At 71.9% G+C, this 14,752-nt stretch carries 16 protein-coding genes; 8 read left to right on the plus strand and 8 right to left on the minus strand.

Going from position 1 to position 14,752, the window contains the following annotated elements:
• Positions 1-5: 5 nt before the first annotated feature.
• Positions 6-374: a peptidase inhibitor family I36 protein gene (locus ACQPY4_RS14265; RefSeq protein WP_433336361.1), complete on the minus strand. Its 369-nt coding sequence runs from the start codon at positions 372-374 to the stop codon at positions 6-8.
• Between the two features lie 189 nt (positions 375-563).
• Here ACQPY4_RS14265 and ACQPY4_RS14270 point away from each other — a divergent pair, with 189 nt between their 5' ends.
• The gene (locus tag ACQPY4_RS14270; protein ID WP_433336363.1) at positions 564-746 is read left to right on the plus strand and encodes a hypothetical protein; all 183 of its coding nucleotides are present in this window, start codon (positions 564-566) and stop codon (positions 744-746) included.
• Between the two features lie 105 nt (positions 747-851).
• Positions 852-1,133, plus strand: a complete 282-nt coding sequence (locus tag ACQPY4_RS14275) for a hypothetical protein (RefSeq protein ID WP_433336365.1) — start codon at positions 852-854, stop codon at positions 1,131-1,133.
• A 55-nt stretch (positions 1,134-1,188) separates the two neighbouring features.
• Here the strand turns inward: ACQPY4_RS14275 and ACQPY4_RS14280 are convergent, their stop codons facing one another.
• The 3 genes from ACQPY4_RS14280 to ACQPY4_RS14290 form a co-directional block, all read right to left on the minus strand.
• On the minus strand, positions 1,189-2,466 hold the full coding sequence (locus ACQPY4_RS14280) for an HRDC domain-containing protein (protein WP_433336367.1): 1,278 nt from the start codon (positions 2,464-2,466) through the stop codon (positions 1,189-1,191).
• A gap of 19 nt (positions 2,467-2,485) precedes the next feature.
• A complete protein-coding gene (locus ACQPY4_RS14285; RefSeq protein ID WP_433338914.1) occupies positions 2,486-3,064 on the minus strand; it encodes a DUF3000 domain-containing protein in 579 nt (192 codons plus the stop codon).
• A gap of 133 nt (positions 3,065-3,197) precedes the next feature.
• Complete coding sequence (locus ACQPY4_RS14290; protein WP_433336368.1) at positions 3,198-3,413, minus strand: hypothetical protein; 216 nt, start codon at positions 3,411-3,413, stop codon at positions 3,198-3,200.
• 232 nt (positions 3,414-3,645) lie between these two features.
• Here ACQPY4_RS14290 and hemE point away from each other — a divergent pair, with 232 nt between their 5' ends.
• Complete coding sequence (hemE, locus tag ACQPY4_RS14295; protein ID WP_433338916.1) at positions 3,646-4,656, plus strand: uroporphyrinogen decarboxylase; 1,011 nt, start codon at positions 3,646-3,648, stop codon at positions 4,654-4,656.
• On the opposite strand, the gene ACQPY4_RS14300 is transcribed toward hemE, so the two are convergent.
• Complete coding sequence (locus ACQPY4_RS14300; protein ID WP_433336370.1) at positions 4,653-5,627, minus strand: DUF4349 domain-containing protein; 975 nt, start codon at positions 5,625-5,627, stop codon at positions 4,653-4,655. The two genes, hemE and ACQPY4_RS14300, sit on opposite strands and share 4 nt — an antisense overlap.
• 146 nt (positions 5,628-5,773) lie before the next feature.
• Here ACQPY4_RS14300 and hemG point away from each other — a divergent pair, with 146 nt between their 5' ends.
• The 3 genes from hemG to ACQPY4_RS14315 all read left to right on the plus strand — a co-directional run bounded on the left by hemG (position 5,774) and on the right by ACQPY4_RS14315 (position 8,547).
• Positions 5,774-7,276 carry a protoporphyrinogen oxidase gene (hemG, locus tag ACQPY4_RS14305; protein WP_433336372.1) on the plus strand — a complete coding sequence of 501 codons (1,503 nt, stop codon included), beginning with the start codon at positions 5,774-5,776 and terminating at the stop codon, positions 7,274-7,276.
• Positions 7,185-7,880: a hydrogen peroxide-dependent heme synthase gene (hemQ, locus tag ACQPY4_RS14310; protein ID WP_433336374.1), complete on the plus strand. Its 696-nt coding sequence runs from the start codon at positions 7,185-7,187 to the stop codon at positions 7,878-7,880. Before hemG ends, hemQ begins: the two co-directional genes overlap by 92 nt.
• A 70-nt stretch (positions 7,881-7,950) precedes the next feature.
• Positions 7,951-8,547 carry a hypothetical protein gene (locus ACQPY4_RS14315; protein WP_433336376.1) on the plus strand — a complete coding sequence of 199 codons (597 nt, stop codon included), beginning with the start codon at positions 7,951-7,953 and terminating at the stop codon, positions 8,545-8,547.
• A gap of 3 nt (positions 8,548-8,550) precedes the next feature.
• Here ACQPY4_RS14315 and msrB read toward each other — a convergent pair whose 3' ends face one another.
• A complete protein-coding gene (msrB, locus tag ACQPY4_RS14320; protein WP_433336378.1) occupies positions 8,551-8,952 on the minus strand; it encodes a peptide-methionine (R)-S-oxide reductase MsrB in 402 nt (133 codons plus the stop codon).
• A gap of 70 nt (positions 8,953-9,022) precedes the next feature.
• Between msrB and ACQPY4_RS14325 the strand changes: the two genes are divergently transcribed.
• The gene (locus ACQPY4_RS14325) at positions 9,023-10,081 is read left to right on the plus strand and encodes a DNA polymerase domain-containing protein (RefSeq protein ID WP_433336380.1); all 1,059 of its coding nucleotides are present in this window, start codon (positions 9,023-9,025) and stop codon (positions 10,079-10,081) included.
• Positions 10,082-10,481: 400 nt separating this feature from the next.
• On the opposite strand, the gene ACQPY4_RS14330 is transcribed toward ACQPY4_RS14325, so the two are convergent.
• Positions 10,482-12,443 carry a Xaa-Pro dipeptidyl-peptidase gene (locus tag ACQPY4_RS14330; protein ID WP_433336381.1) on the minus strand — a complete coding sequence of 654 codons (1,962 nt, stop codon included), beginning with the start codon at positions 12,441-12,443 and terminating at the stop codon, positions 10,482-10,484.
• A 174-nt stretch (positions 12,444-12,617) separates the two neighbouring features.
• On the opposite strand from ACQPY4_RS14330, the gene ACQPY4_RS14335 reads away from it, so the two are divergent.
• A complete protein-coding gene (locus ACQPY4_RS14335; protein ID WP_433336382.1) occupies positions 12,618-13,115 on the plus strand; it encodes an N-acetyltransferase family protein in 498 nt (165 codons plus the stop codon).
• 177 nt (positions 13,116-13,292) lie between these two features.
• Here ACQPY4_RS14335 and ACQPY4_RS14340 read toward each other — a convergent pair whose 3' ends face one another.
• Positions 13,293-14,729, minus strand: coding sequence for an aldehyde dehydrogenase family protein (locus ACQPY4_RS14340; RefSeq protein ID WP_433336384.1), 1,437 nt, complete (start codon positions 14,727-14,729; stop codon positions 13,293-13,295).
• Positions 14,730-14,752 lie beyond the last annotated feature (23 nt).

Below are 14,752 nucleotides of genomic sequence, written 5' to 3' on the forward strand. Positions count from 1 at the left end.
AGGCCCTAGCCGACGCGGATGGAGCTGGCGACGTTGGCGAACCCGTTGACCGACAGGTTGCCGCGAGCGCCCGAGCCCCAGTGGTCGTTCTCACCGGAGTAGTTGTAGCCGGTGTAGATGAGGGCGCCGGCGCCCGCACGGTTCCAGATGGACTCGGCGGTGTTGTCCATGGACTGGCCGCGCAGGTCAGGGGACCCGTAGCGGAAGTAGGCCATCGAGCCGGAGCCGTTGGCCCCGGAGAAGAGGCAGGCGTGGCCCGAGGGGCAGCGGTCGTAGCCGACGGCGGCGTTGGCGGTCGCGGGGAGCGCGACGGTGGCCGTGGCGACGGCGGCGGCGATGCCGACCGTGCCGAGGATGCGGGACTTGAGCTTCATGGTTTCCCTCCGATACGTGCGACGAACGGTATGGACGAATTGCCATACAACGTCGTTCAAAGCCATAAGAGCTGATCTTCCGGAAAGTCACGCGCGACTCGGCAGAAAAATATGCAATGCGACGACCTGCGGTCAAGCACTTGAACGCGTTCAATTCTCATTGCTACGAATGGCTGACTCTTAGCGATCATGACCAAAAGTCAGACCCGTGTAGTTTTCCGTCTGGAAAGCGAAAACTCCCCCGTTGTTAACATGGGTAACTGCGTGAAATTGGAAACAGATAACGAAGCAGACCACATCGCCGCCGCCGGGTCGCTCTGGCCAGGGTTCGGCGCGGGGGTGCATGATTGGCTCGGGCCGAAGATGACCTGATCAGGGGGAGGTGCGCCCGTCACCATGCCGGTGCCACGGCCAGTGCGCGACCGCTGCCGGGAGTTCCTGGGGATCGAGGGGGAGATCCGGTACATATTTCCGGCGATGGCGTACGGGGGAGGGGCCGGGTTCCTGTTCGTCATCACCGACGACGAGATCTCCGTGCTCTCCACCGGCTCGCTGAGCAGGACCAAGCCCAAGAGCGTCTGGGGGAGCCGGCCGCGGGGCACGCGGATCGGGCCCGTCGAGACGGGCACGGGGGCGTCGTTCGAGTTCAGCGGGACGCTGTTCGAGGTGGACGACGAGTACGTCCCCGTGGTGAACGCGGCCGACGCCGAGATCTTCTATCGGGACAGCCTGCCGCGCGACCCGTTGCCCGACCTCTAGGACGCCGTCCCGGCGGGGCGCGGGCACGGCGCCGTCACAGGGACGAGAGGGGCGCTCAGAGGTCGCCCTTGGTCTCCAGCCGTCCGAACGCCTTGGCCAGAGGCGTGGCGACCAGGCCCACCTGCCAGGCGCGGGCGCCCAGGGCCGACAGGGCCGCGCCGATGGTCTCGGGCGTCGGCTCGGCCGGGGGCGCCCAGGCCAGCCGCCGGACGGAATCGGGCTGCAGCAGGTTCTCGGTGGGCATGGAGTGCTCGTCGGCCAGGGCCGCCACGGCCGCCTTGGCGGCGGTCAGGCGCTTGGCCGCCTCGGGGTCGCGCTCCGCCCAGCGGTGCGCGGGCGGCGGGCCGTCGCCGGGAAGGTTGGCCTCGGGAAGGCCGCGGTCGGGAAGGGCGCGGGCACGCGAGACCGCGCGCAGCCAGGCCGACTGGTGCCGTCGCGCGCCCCGATTGCGCATGGCGGGGAGGGCCTGGAGCTCGGCCGGGGTCTTGGGCGGATTCAGCGCCAGCTCGACGATGGCGGTGTCCTGCAGGACGCGTCCCGGCGACAGGTCGCGCTCCTGCGCGATGGCGTCGCGCGCCTCCCACACCTCCCGGACGATCGCCAGCGCGCGCCGGTTGCGGACGCGGTGGATGCCGGACGTCCGGCGCCACGGGTCGGGACGCGGCGCCTTGGGCGGCGTGGTCAGGATCGCGGCGAACTCCTCCATCGCCCAGTCGAGCTTGCCCGCCTCGGTCAGCTCGGCGTGCAGCGCGTCGCGCAGCTCGACCAGCAGCTCGACGTCCAGCGCGGCGTAGCGCAGCCAGTCGTCGGGCAGCGGACGGGTCGACCAGTCGGCGGCCGAGTGCCCCTTCTCCAGCAGGAACCCCAGGACGTTCTCGACCATCGAGCCGAGCCCGACCCTCGGGTACCCCAGCAGCCGCCCGGCCAGCTCGGTGTCGAACAGCCGGCGCGGGACCAGGCCGACCTCGGCCAGGCAGGGGAGGTCCTGGTTGGCCGCGTGCAGCACCATCTCGGTGTCGGCCAGGATCTCGTCGAGCCCGGACAGGTCGGGGCAGGCGATCGGGTCGATCAGCGCGCTGCCCGCGCCCTCGCGGCGCAGCTGGATCAGGTAGGCGCGCTGGCCGTACCGGTAGCCGGACGCGCGCTCGGCGTCGACGGCGACCGGACCCTCACCGGCCGCGAAAGCGGCGATGACGCGTTCCAAACCCTCGGCGTCCATGACCACGGAGGGCACGCCCTCGCGCGGCTCCAGCAAGGGCACGGCGGCCGTCTCGGCCGCCCCTTCGGTGCCGTCGGACTGAACGGGCTCGGATTCGGACGCTGTGCTAACCACGCCCCCTACCGTACGACTCTCAGGCCGACGCGCTGCCGGGGCGGTCCGGCAGGGCGCTGACTCCGGTGGGCGGCAGCCCCGCCGTGGTGCACATGACCTCGCACCACGCCGCCACGTGGGGGGCCAGATCGTCGCCGGTCGGCGACCACGAGGCGCGCAGTTCGAGCTCGGTGGTGGACGGATCGCCGGCCTTGTCGCCGAAGCTCTCCGAGACCGCCCGGGTGATCGTGCCCGACACGCCCGCGTACCCGGCGGGCTCCAGCGCCTCCAGCAGCCAGCTCCACGCGACCGAGCCGATCAGCTCGTCGGCGGCGATCTCGGGTTCGAGGTCGGCGCGGATGTAGGCCACGATCCGGAAGCCGCCCGTCCAGCCCTCGCGCCCCTCGGGGTCGTACAGGACGATCAGGCGGCCCATCGCCACCTCGGTGTCGTCGTCGCCGGCGCCGGGACGGTAGACGCTTCCCGACATCGCCACCGCGTGGGGGGCGAGCCGCTGGGGGGCGGGCATGTCCTCCAGGTCGAGTTCGGGGCGCGGCTGCGGGCCGTCCAGGATCGCGCGCAGCGTGTCGACGGCCTTCTGGAACGGCTCGGGCGTCATGGGCGGCCCGGCCGGGGTGCGGACATGGACCGGCGCGCCGAGGGCGTGCGCCGGCTGGAGCCGGGGCAGCGCCACGGGGGGCGGAGGCGGGGATGCAGACACAGCACAGGTTTCGTTTCGAGAGCCGGGCCGGTCAGGCGACGGCCCGCGTGGAGCGGGACCGGCCCGAGGCGAAGGAGTCGGCGGCCGCGGGGCGCGGCACGGCGAAGGCGGGAACGCCCGCCGGGAGTCCGATCAGGACGGCGGACCCGCACTCGGCGCAGACGCGCTCGGGGCAGTCGGGGCCGTGTCCGTCCAGACAGGGCGGCTGCTCGAAGTGGCGATCGTCGCCGCAGGTGGAGCAGTACAAGGGGGACCTCCCTCGGCTGAGACACCGATCACGTTCGCACGAGCCGGGGACAGAATGCGGGACTTCGCTCGGCGTGTCCGAACTTCGTCTGTCACGGAGCCGCAGGGTCTGGCGACTCAGCGCCGGTTTCACACCGGTGCGGTGCCCGCGGTGAGTCCATGGGACGATCGGGGGCGTGGTTGCTGACGTCGCTGATTCCCAAGATGCCGCCGGGCCGGCCGAGAGCCCCTTCCTGAGGGCGTGCCGGAGGCTTCCGGTACCGCACACGCCGGTGTGGTTCATGCGCCAGGCGGGCCGCTCGCTGCCCGAATACCTGAAGCTGCGCGAGGGCGTGCCGATGCTGGAGTCGTGCCGCCGGCCGGACATGATCGTCGAGATCACGATGCAGCCGGTGCGGCGCTACGCCGTCGACGCGGCGATCTTCTTCAGCGACATCATGGTCCCGCTCAAGGCCATCGGGGTCGACCTCGACATCAAGCCCGGCGTGGGCCCGGTGATCGCCGACCCGATCCGCGACGCCCAGGGCGCGACCCGGCTGCGCGAGCTCACCCCGGACGACGTCCCGTATGTCACCGAGGCCGTCGGCGGCCTGGTGTCGGAGCTGGGGAGCACCCCGCTGATCGGGTTCGCGGGCGGGCCGTTCACGCTGGCGTCGTACCTGATCGAGGGCGGGCCCTCCAAGAACCACGACCACACCAAGGCGATGATGTACGGTGCCCCCGACCTGTGGGCGAACCTGATGGAGCGGCTGGCCGACCTCACCATCGCCTTCCTGAAGATCCAGGTCGCGGCCGGGGCGAGCGCCGTCCAGGTCTTCGACTCCTGGGTCGGCGCGGTGGCCCCGGAGGACTACCGCGCCTCGGTGCTGCCCCACACGAGCCGGATCTTCGCCGAGATCGAGGCCCTGGGCGTCCCGCGCATCCACTTCGGCGTCGGGACGGGCGAGCTGCTCGGGCTGATGGGCGAGGCGGGCGCGGACGTGGTCGGCGTCGACTGGCGCGTCCCGCTGGACGAGGCCGTCGGGCGGGTCGAGGCCGGCAAGGCGCTGCAGGGCAACCTCGACCCGGCCCTGCTGTTCGCCCCGTGGGAGGTCGTCGAGCGGCGGGCCCGCGACGTCCTCACCCGGGGCCGGACGGCCGAGGGGCACATCTTCAACCTCGGCCACGGCGTGCTGCCGTCCACCGACCCCGACGTCCTGGCCCGCCTCACCGACCTCGTCCACGAGGTGTCCGCCGCCTCCTAGACGGGCGGCGGCGGGCCCTCGGCCTTGCCCGCCGGTTCGGGGACGCGTTCCGGCTCGGGCTCGGCACGGGACGCGTCGCCGTTGCGGACGCGGTGTTTGATCGCCAGCGCGGGCAGGACGATCACTCCGGCCGTGATGGCGAACGGGAGGATCACGCCGAGGAACATCCCGGCGCCCGACACGAACGCGGTGAAGGCGTCCCAGCCGGTGCGCAGGCCGCCGGTGAGCCCGCCGGGCTCGTCCTTCTTCTTCGCGGCCACGGGCGCGGTCGCGGGCTTCGGCGGCGCCTCGATCGTCACGGTGACGGTGGCGAAGGCGGTGCTGTTCTTGAGCGAGCGCTGCCGGGCCTGGAGCGCCTCCAGATCGGACTGGCGGGTCTCGATCTCCTCCTCCAGGTCGACGATCTCGTTGATCCGCTCCGCGCGCTCCAGGAGCTTGCGGAACGACTCCAGGCTCTTGTGGGCCGACCGCACCCGGCTGTCGACGTCGGCGATCTGCTCGGTGACGTCCTCGGCGTCCTGGGTGAGCGCGAGCTTGGTGCCCAGCTGCCCGGTCAGCTGCTCCAGCACCGCCGCGTACCGGTCGGAGGGGATCTTGAACGCGATGGTCGCGGCCGCCGGGTGGCTGGTGGCCTGCTCGTTGTCGACGAAGCCGCCCGCGGCCGCCACCAGCTGCTTGCCCTTGGCGGAGGCGGCGTCGACGTCGTCCGCGCGCACGCGCAGGCTCGACTTGTAGATCACGGCGCGCTGGGTCGCGGCGGTCTGCTGTTTGACCTTGGCGTTCCTGGCGTTCCCGCCGCCCCGGTCGGACGGGGAGGACGCGGAGGGTGCCGGCTTCCGGGTTCCTTCGGCCGAGCGGGCCGAGGAGCCGGACGACTCGTCGGTGCCCCCGGCGCACCCGGCGAGCACGGCGGCGAGGAAGACGGCGATCGCCGCGTAGACGACGTTTCTGCCTGCTCTGACGATCAGCATGGACATGGGACGGTGTGGCGCGCGTCACCCGTTCCGCCGGGCCGGTCGCGGTTAGGGCACGATGCGGCGGCGTCGCGGTCACGGCCCCTGGGACGGGAAGCCCACCCGATGACGCGGAGCGTCCGGCATCTGGAATCGTGGGTGTCATGACCACCTCGCATGTCGTCGTCGTCGGGGGCGGCATCGCCGGCCTGACGGCCGCGCGCGCGCTCGCCCGCGGCGGCGCGCGGGTGACCGTCCTTGAGGGCTCGCCCGCGATCGGCGGGAAGCTCCGGGTCAGCGAGATCGCCGGGCTGCCGGTCGACGAGGGGGCCGAGGCCATGCTGGCCCGCCGTCCCGAGGGCCTGGAACTGGTCCGCGACCTCGGCCGCTCCGGCGACCTCGTCAACCCGGGGACGACCTCGTCGGCGATCTACAGCCATGGCGCGCTCCGGAAGCTGCCCTCGGGGCAGGTCATGGGCGTCCCGTCCGATCTGAGGGCGCTGGCGTCCTCGCAGGTCCTGTCCCCGGCCGGGCTGGCCCGGGTGCCGCTCGACCTCGTCCTGCCCGAAACTCCCCGGGGAAGCGACGTCTCGGTCGCCGACTTCATCGGCGCGCGCATGGGACGCGAGGTCGTCGACCGTCTCGTCGAGCCGCTGCTGGGGGGTGTGTACGCGGGACGGGCCGAGGAGCTCTCGTTCGACGCCACGCTGCCCGCCGTGGCCGCCGCCGCCCGCACCCACCGCTCGCTCGTCTCGGCCGTACGGGGGATCAGGGAAGCGGCCCCCGCGTCCCCTGGGCCGATCTTCGCCTCGCTCCCGGGGGGCCTGGGCACGCTGCCGCAGCTCGTCGCGGACGACATCGCGGCCGCCGGCGGCACCGTTCGCACCGGGGCCATGGTCCGCGAGCTGCGCCGCCGTCCGGGCGGCTGGCGTCTCACCCTCGGGTCGGCCCACGCCCCCGAGACCCTCGACGCCGACGCCGTGGTGATCGCGGTCCCGGCCGCCCCGGCCGCGCGGCTGCTGGCCGACGACGTCCCGGCCGCGTCCCGCGAGCTGGCCCGCATCGAGTACGCGAGCATGGCCATCGTCACGCTCGCCTACGCCGCGACGGCGTTCCGGCGCCTGCCGCGCGGCAGCGGCTACCTGGTCCCCGCCGTGGAGGGACGCGAGATCAAGGCCGTCACCTTCAGCTCGGTGAAGTGGCCCCACCTGCGCGACGTCGACCCCGGGATCATCGCGGTGCGCTGCTCCATCGGGCGGTTCGGCGAGGAGCACACCCTCCAGAGGCCCGACGAGGACCTCAAGGCGGCCGCCCTGACCGAGCTGGCCACCACCTGCGGCGTCTCGGAGCTGCCTCTGGAGAGCCGCGTCACCCGGTGGGGCGGCGGCCTGCCGCAGTACAACGTGGGGCACGCCGATCGGGTGGCCCGCATTCACGCGGCCGTGGCGGGGCAGCCCGGCCTGGCCGTGGCGGGGGCGGCCTATGACGGACTCGGCATCCCGGCCTGCATCGCGACGGCGCGCGCCGCCGCGACCCGGGTGCTGGACCACCTTGCGCATCGGGGAGAATCGGACCATGGCAGCGACGGACAAGCCCAAGGCCAGGGATCTCAACCAGGTGATCCGCTACACGATGTGGTCGGTCTTCCGGGTGAAGAGCCCCGGTGAGACCGGCGAGCGGGACGCCGCCGAGGTGCAGGACCTGCTCGACCAGGCGGCCGAGAAGGACGTGACCACGCGCGGCGTGTACGACGTGGCGGGCCTGCGCGCCGACGCCGACTACATGTTCTGGTGGCACGCCCCGTCCGCCGAGGCGCTCCAGGAGGTCTACTCCCGGTTCCGCCGCACGGCCGTCGGCCGCGCCAGCGAGCCGGTGTGGTCGCAGATGGCCCTGCACCGCCCCGCCGAGTTCAACAAGAGCCACATCCCGGCCTTCCTCGCCGACGAGGAGGCCCGCGCCTACGTGTGCGTCTACCCGTTCGTCCGGTCCTACGACTGGTACCTGCTGGAGGACGACGAGCGCCGCGCCATGCTCGCCGAGCACGGCAAGATGGCGCGCGGGTACCCCGACGTCCGGGCCAACACCGTCTCCTCGTTCGCGCTCGGCGACTACGAGTGGATGCTGGCCTTCGAGGCCGACGAGCTGCACCGCATCGTCGACCTCATGCGTCACCTGCGCGGCTCCAGGGCCCGCCTCTACGTGCGCGAGGAGGTGCCCTTCTACACCGGGCGCCGCAAGGCCGTCGCGGAGCTCGTCGCCGACCTCCCCTGACGCGCGACACCCGTCCCGGGTTGTCCGTTCGGGGCCATTCTTCGGGCAATGTGCCAGTAAAGTGCTGGACGTGACCAAGCCCCCCGCCCCGCATGGCCGCGGCCGCCATGCCAAGCCCCCGTCGGAGTTCTCGGTCCGCTGGAACAGGATGCTCGGCGGGCCGGGCCGGCGCAGGCTGATCGTGGTCGGCACCGGAACCGCCTCGGTCGCGCTGATCGCCTCCGCCGCCGTCGCGGGGGTCTCCGCGATCGGCGGGCCCTCGGAGCGGCCGCGCTCCGCCGTCGCCGTCCAGGCGTCCAAGCCGTCGGCCAAGCACTCGGCCGCCGCGCTGGAGACGCAGGCGAAGGTGGACGCCGACGACCCGGACGCCGTGCCCGACGCCGTCCCCTACCTCCAGCGCAAGGACACCGGCCGCAAGGTCGCCGGGCACGTCAAGGACGTCCGCCGCAGCGGAGACTTCCTGCGCGTCTACACCGACCTGGAGGAGGGCGACGAGAACTCCGAGCCCGCCGTCTCCCTGTGCGAGTGGACGACCCAGTTCCTCAAGGACGCGGGCGACTCGGCCCCCCGCGTCTTCATCCACGGCAAGAGCGAGGGCAACGGCGAGGTCGTCCTGGCCAACAAGCAGAGTGACGACGACGACTGCGAGGTAGGCGAGACCCGCTGAGCCCTATTCGGCGGGCTCCAGCGTCAGGCTGACGCTGTTGATGCAGTAGCGCTGGTCGGTCGGGGTGGGGTAGCCCTCGCCCTCGAACACGTGGCCGAGGTGCGAGTCGCAGGCCGCGCAGCGCACCTCGGTGCGGACCATCCCCATCGTCCGGTCCTCGATCAGGGTGACCGCGCTGGAGCCCGACGGCTCGAAGAACGAGGGCCAGCCGCAGTGCGACTCGAACTTGGCGTCCGAGCGGAACAACTCGGTTCCGCAGGCGCGGCAGCGGTAGACGCCCGTGGTCTTGGTGTCGGTGTACTCGCCGGTGAAGGGCCGCTCGGTGCCGGCCTCGCGGAGCACCCGGTACTCCTCGGGCGACAGCTCGGCCCGCCACTCCTCGTCACTCTTGACGATCTTCTCCATGGCTTCGACGGTACCTCGCGGACCGGGGGCGTCGCCCGGCGGTGTCCGACCTGTGGGTTACCGTGCCAGCATGGCCTCGCCGTTCATCGAGATCCCGGTAGGGGATCGCCTCGTCAAGGTGACCAATCCCGACAAGGTGTACTTCCCTGAGCACGGCTACACCAAGCGTCAGGTGGTGGAGTACTACATCGCCGTGGGGGAGGGCATCCTGCGTGCGACGCGCGATCGTCCCACCACGCTCGAACGCTGGCCGTCCGGGGTCTTCGAAGGGGCCCGCCTGGCCACCCGCGACAACCCCAGGGGAGCCGACGCCTTCTACCAGAAGCGCATTCCCAAGGGCGCGCCCGACTGGGTGCCGTCCGCCCGCATCGACTTCCCCAGCGGGCGCTCGGCCGACGAGGTCACGCCGTCGGAGGAGGCCGTGATCGCCTGGGCCGCCAACCTCGGCACCCTCACCTTCCACCCGTGGCCCGTGCGCTCCGGCGACGTCGACCACCCCGACGAGCTGCGCATCGACTTCGACCCGCAGCCCGGCACCGACTTCGCCGACGCCGTCGGTGTCGCGCTCGGCCCGGCCCGCGAGCTGCTCGACGAGCTCGGCCACACCGGCTTCGTCAAGACCTCCGGCAAGGGCGGGGTGCACATCTACGTCCGCATCGAGCCGCGCTGGACGTTCACCGAGGTCCGCCGGGCCGCGCTGGCCTTCGGCCGCGAGGTCGAGCGCCGCGCGCCCGAACTGGTCACCACCAAATGGTGGAAGGAGGAGCGCGGCGAGCAGGTGTTCATCGACTACAACCAGAACGCCCGCGACCGCACCATCGCCTCGGCCTACAGCATCAGGCCGCTGCCGCACGCGCCGGTCTCGGCCCCCGTGACCTGGGACGAGCTGCCCGACGTCACCCCCGAGGACTTCACGATCGTCACGATGCCCGACCGCTTCGCCAAGATCGGCGACCTGCACTCGGCCATCGACGAGAAGTCCTTCTCGCTCGACCGCCTGCTGGAGATGGCCGATCGCGACGAGCACGACCACGGCCTGGGCGACATGCCCTATCCGCCCAACTACCCCAAGATGCCGGGCGAGCCCAAGCGCGTCCAGCCGAGCAAGGACACCGACCTCAAAGACTGAACGTCCACCTGGGACTTTCGGGCGCGCAAATGCCTCCGCCCCAAAGCAAAGGGCGGTGTCCCGAGGCTCCGCCTCGGAACACCGCCCTGGTGGCCGTGGCCCGTCCGTGGGATGGGCGGTAAAGCGGCGCGGTGTGGTGCGAGGCGGAACCCCGCGCTGGTGGCTGGGGCCTGTCCGTGGGGTTGGGCGGTAAAGCGGCGTGTTGTGGCGGGAGGCGGAACCCCGCGCTGGTGGCTGGGGCCCGTCCGTGGGGTTGGGGCGGGATGCAGCGTGGGTGTGGTGCGGGGCGGAACCCCGCGCTGGTGGCTGGGGCCTGTCCGTGGGGTTGGGCGGTAAAGCGAACGTGGTGTGGCGGGAGGCCGGGGCCTCGCGCCACACCACGCTCAGGTCGTGCCTGGGATCAGTGGAACTGCTTGGGCTGGACGGGGAGGTCGGCGGTGGCCGGGCCCTGCCAGACGGAGCGGGACTGCGGGGTGATCAGGGTGGACGCCTCGCGGTCCCCGAGAACCACGGGGACGGACACCGAGCTGCCCGCCAGGTCGACCGTGATCTGGGCGCCGGTGGGCTTCTCGGTGTTGTAGTCGGCGTCGGTGCCGGCCAGGATCAGGCCCACCCGGTGACCCTTCTTGAGGACGTAGTCCTGGCTGAGGGCCTGCCAGCGGACGTTGTAGTACTTGCCCGGGGTGACCGGCGCGGGGGTGCTGAGCGAGCCGCGGTTCTGGACGTCCAGCCAGCCCCGGCCGACGACGTTCACCGCGGACTTGATCGTCCGGGTGCGGGTCTGCTTGTAGCAGGCGTCGTCGGTGGGCGTGCTCTCGCCGTGGCAGCTCTCGGTGGCGAGGGTCTCGATGCCCGAGCCCGCGCCGAGGTAGTTGATCCGGGTGTCCTCGCCGTAGTCGACCAGCAGGACGGTCAGGTTGGACGTGGGCTTGTCCAGCTTGGCCTTGAGCGTGGCGGCCGGGGTGCCGGACAGGCGCGCGTCGCGGGGCGTCGGGGCCGAGACGTAGGCCAGGCGGTGGGGCTTGGCGGTGGTCGGGTCGGTGACCAGCTCCGACTCGGAGTAGCCGTCGCCATTGGGGCCGGGGGCGTCGGTGTAGGACGCGGTTCCGCTGCCGGGCTTCCCGCCGAGCGAGCCGTCCTGGCCGGGACGCAGGGTCAGCTTCCTGGTGCCGGGCGCGGGCCAGTTCGCCTGGGAGACCCACTGGTCGGGGCCGGTCTCGACGTCCGCCCTCGGCTCCTTGAGCGCATCATTCTTGATCTTGTGCAGCTCGTGGTCGAACCACTTGTGCAGGGTCGCCACCCAGAGCTCGCGGCGGGTGTCGAACGGGTCGACATGGCCGCGCTGCGACAGCCAGACCTTGCGGGTCACGCCGCGCTTGGCCAGGCCCTCCCACCACTTGGAGAAGTGGTCGGTCTTGACGTTGAGGTCGTTGACGCCGTGGAAGGCGAACACGCTGGCCCGCACGTCGCCGACCTCGCCGAAGCCGCCGTCGCGGTAGTTGCGCTGGTGCCAGTAGGGCGTGTAGTTGCCGGTGGCGTCGTCCTCGCCCTTGTCGTGCTCGGCGCGGACGGCCGCGCACTTGGCGGGCGGGTCGGTGTCGACGAGCCTGGCCAGGTAGGGCTGCTCGTCGTCCCAGTACTTGACGCCGTTGGAGCGGCTGTAGTCGTACCAGCTGCTGATCGCCGAGATGGGGACGATGGTCTCCAGGCCCTTGACGCCCGTGGAGGCCACGCCGTTGGCCAGGGTGCCGTCCCACGACTTGCCGATCATGCCGGTGCGGCCGGTCGACCAGGACGCCTCGACCGGCGAGCCGTCGGCCTTGAACGCCTTGGCGCGGCCGTTCAGCCAATCGATGACCGACTTGGTGCCGAGCACGTCGGACTCGCCGACGCCCGGGCAGCCGTCGGACTTGTTGCTGCCGACGGCGTCCACGGCCAGGAACGCGTACCCGCGCGGGACGAAGTAGTTGTCGTAGTAGAGCGGGAACTTCACCGGGTTGCCCGCGGCGTCGTAGGTCTTCTTCTCGGCTTCGTTGCCGCGGCCCACGTTGTCGTAATAGGGGCTGGCGTCCATCACGACCGGGACCTTCAGGCCGTTGCCCGACTCCTTGGGCCGGATGATGTCCACGTTGACCCGGTCGCGCTTGCCGTCGCGGTCGGAGTCGAGGGACGTCTCGACGTACACATGCTCGCGGATCGCGTCCTTGTAGGAGAAGACCGGCTGGGTGACGCCGTCCTTGACCACGATCTTGGGCTTGGCGGCGCCCGCGTCGGCCACGCCGCCCACGCCGACCAGCGCCGTGGCGGCGGCGACGGCGATGGCCGCGCCTTGCCGGGTCCGTCTCAGGGATCGCCTGGGCAACCCGCACCTCCGGGGTCCGTTTTGAGTTGATCTCTCCGGAGCCACACATTCCTCGTCCGGAGGCTCCAGGTAAAGATCGGTGCCGGAGGAACTCTGGCCGGGTTTGGTCACAAGTTGCCGTTGCGCATCGGGGTCCGCTTTGGCCGTGAATGTACTGGTCCGTACAGTAGTCATGTGCAGATCAGCCCCATGCGACCCGAGCACGCCGCCGAAGTGCTCGCGATCTACCAGGCCGGGATCGACGGCGGCAACGCCACCTTCGAGACCCGGGTGCCGACCTGGGAGGCCTTCACCTCCGGCAAGCTGGCCGACCACCGGTTCGTGGCCGCCGACGCCGAGCGCGTCCTCGGCTGGGCCGCGCTCTCGCCCAGCTCTCCGCGTCCCTGCTACGCCGGGGTGGCCGAGGTCTCCCTCTACATCCACCCCGGCGCGCAGGGACGCGGCGTCGGCCGGGCCCTGCTCGGCACGCTGATCGACTCCAGCGAGCGCGGCGGGTTCTGGACCCTGGAGGCCGGGATCTTCCCCGAGAACGTCGCCAGCCTCCACCTGCACCGCAGCCTGGGCTTCCGCGAGATCGGCGTCCGCCGCCGCGTGGCCCGCCACCATCACGCGGGCGTGTCCCGCTGGCGCGACGTCGTCTCCTTGGAACGCCGGACCGACCTCGACGCCTGATCCGTCGGCCGAAGCGGCGGGCCAGGGCCGGAAGGGGGGTCCAGGGGGCGGAGCCCCTTGGCGGGGGCGCGGGGGCGGAGCCCCTGCCCCGGTGGGTGGCGCCCCCCGAAGCGAAGCGAGGACGGCGCCACCCACCGGGCGGGGGTCTGAGGGGGGTCGCCCCCCTCATCGATACAGTCAGATCTCGATCAGGCCGGACTTCTCCCGGGTGTAGGCGAGCACGGAGTCGTGGCCGTAGCCGCTGTCCTTGGTGCCCTCCAGCGGGAACATGACCTTGCGGAAGGTGTTGACCCAGACCGTCCCGGCCTCCAGGTTGCGGAACATGCGGTGGGCGGTGCCGAGGTCGCGGGTCCACACGCCCGCGGCGAGGCCATACGGGGAGTCGTTCGCGATGGCCAGGGCCTCGTCCTCGGTGTCGAAGGGCAGGACGACCGCGACCGGGCCGAAGATCTCCTCCTGGCAGATGCGCAGCGCGTTGTCGGCGGTGGCGAACAGCGTGGGCTCGACCCAGTAGCCGCCCGAGAAGCCCTCGGGCGCCGCGTCCGGGCCGGAGCGTCCGCCGAAGACCAGCTCGGCGCCCTCCTTGGCGCCGAGCTCCAGGTAGGACGTGACGCGCTCGAACTGCTCGCGGGAGACCACCGGGCCCATGGTGGTCTCGTCCGAGAACGGGTCGCCGAGCCTGATCCCGGCGGCGATCGCCGTCATGCGCTCGATCATCTCCTCGTACACCGGGCGCTGGACCAGGACGCGCGAGCCGCCGTAGCAGATCTGCCCGGCGTTGGCGGTGAAGATCGCCTGCGTGGTGACGCCGGGCGCGGCGCGGTCGAGGTCGGCGTCGGCGAAGACGATGTTGGGCGACTTCCCGCCCAGCTCCAGGGCCAGCGGCTTGAGCGAGTCGGCGGACGCCCGCGTGATGATCTTGGCGGTGTCCACCGAGCCGGTGAGGCTGATCTTGTCGATGCCCGGGTGCCGGACGAGCGGATCGCCGACCTCCTCGCCGAGCCCGGCCACGATGTTCAGGGCGCCGGGCGGCAGCACCTCGCGCAGCAGCTCGCCCACCCGCAGGGACGAGACCGACGCCTGCTCGGCGGGTTTGATGATCACCGTGTTCCCGGCGGCCAGGGCGAAGGCGGCCTTGGCCGAGAGGGTGGAGATGGGGGAGTTCCACGGGATGATGCCGAGCGTCACCCCGTATGGCTCGCGGCGGGTGAGGCCGAGGCTCGTGGGACCGAAGTCGACCGTCCGGCCCTTGACCGCGTCGGCGGCCTCGGCGGCCGCGTTGTTCCACAGGTGGGTCATGCCGGGCAGGTCGCGTCCGGCGGTCTCGCCGATGATCCGGCCGTTGTCGCGCGTCTCCAGCTCGGCCAGCTCCCTGGCGTGCCCGGCGAAGATCTTGGCGACCTTGCGCAGGTGGTGGGCGCGCGCCGCCGCCGGGAGACCCGACCAGGCGGGGAAGGCCGCGCGGGCGGCGGCCACGGCAGCCGCCGCGTCGGCCGCCCCGCTTCGCGGAACGCGCGCCCAGACCTCACCGGTGGCCGGATCGACCGAGTCGAGCGTGCGCCCGGACGCGGCGGGCCGCGACTCCCCGCCGATCAGGTTGGAGTACTCCGCCATCGCCGTCCCTTCGCCCGAACCGG

The organism is Spirillospora sp. CA-294931 (genome assembly GCF_050946795.1).
GTDB lineage: Bacteria > Actinomycetota > Actinomycetes > Streptosporangiales > Streptosporangiaceae > Spirillospora.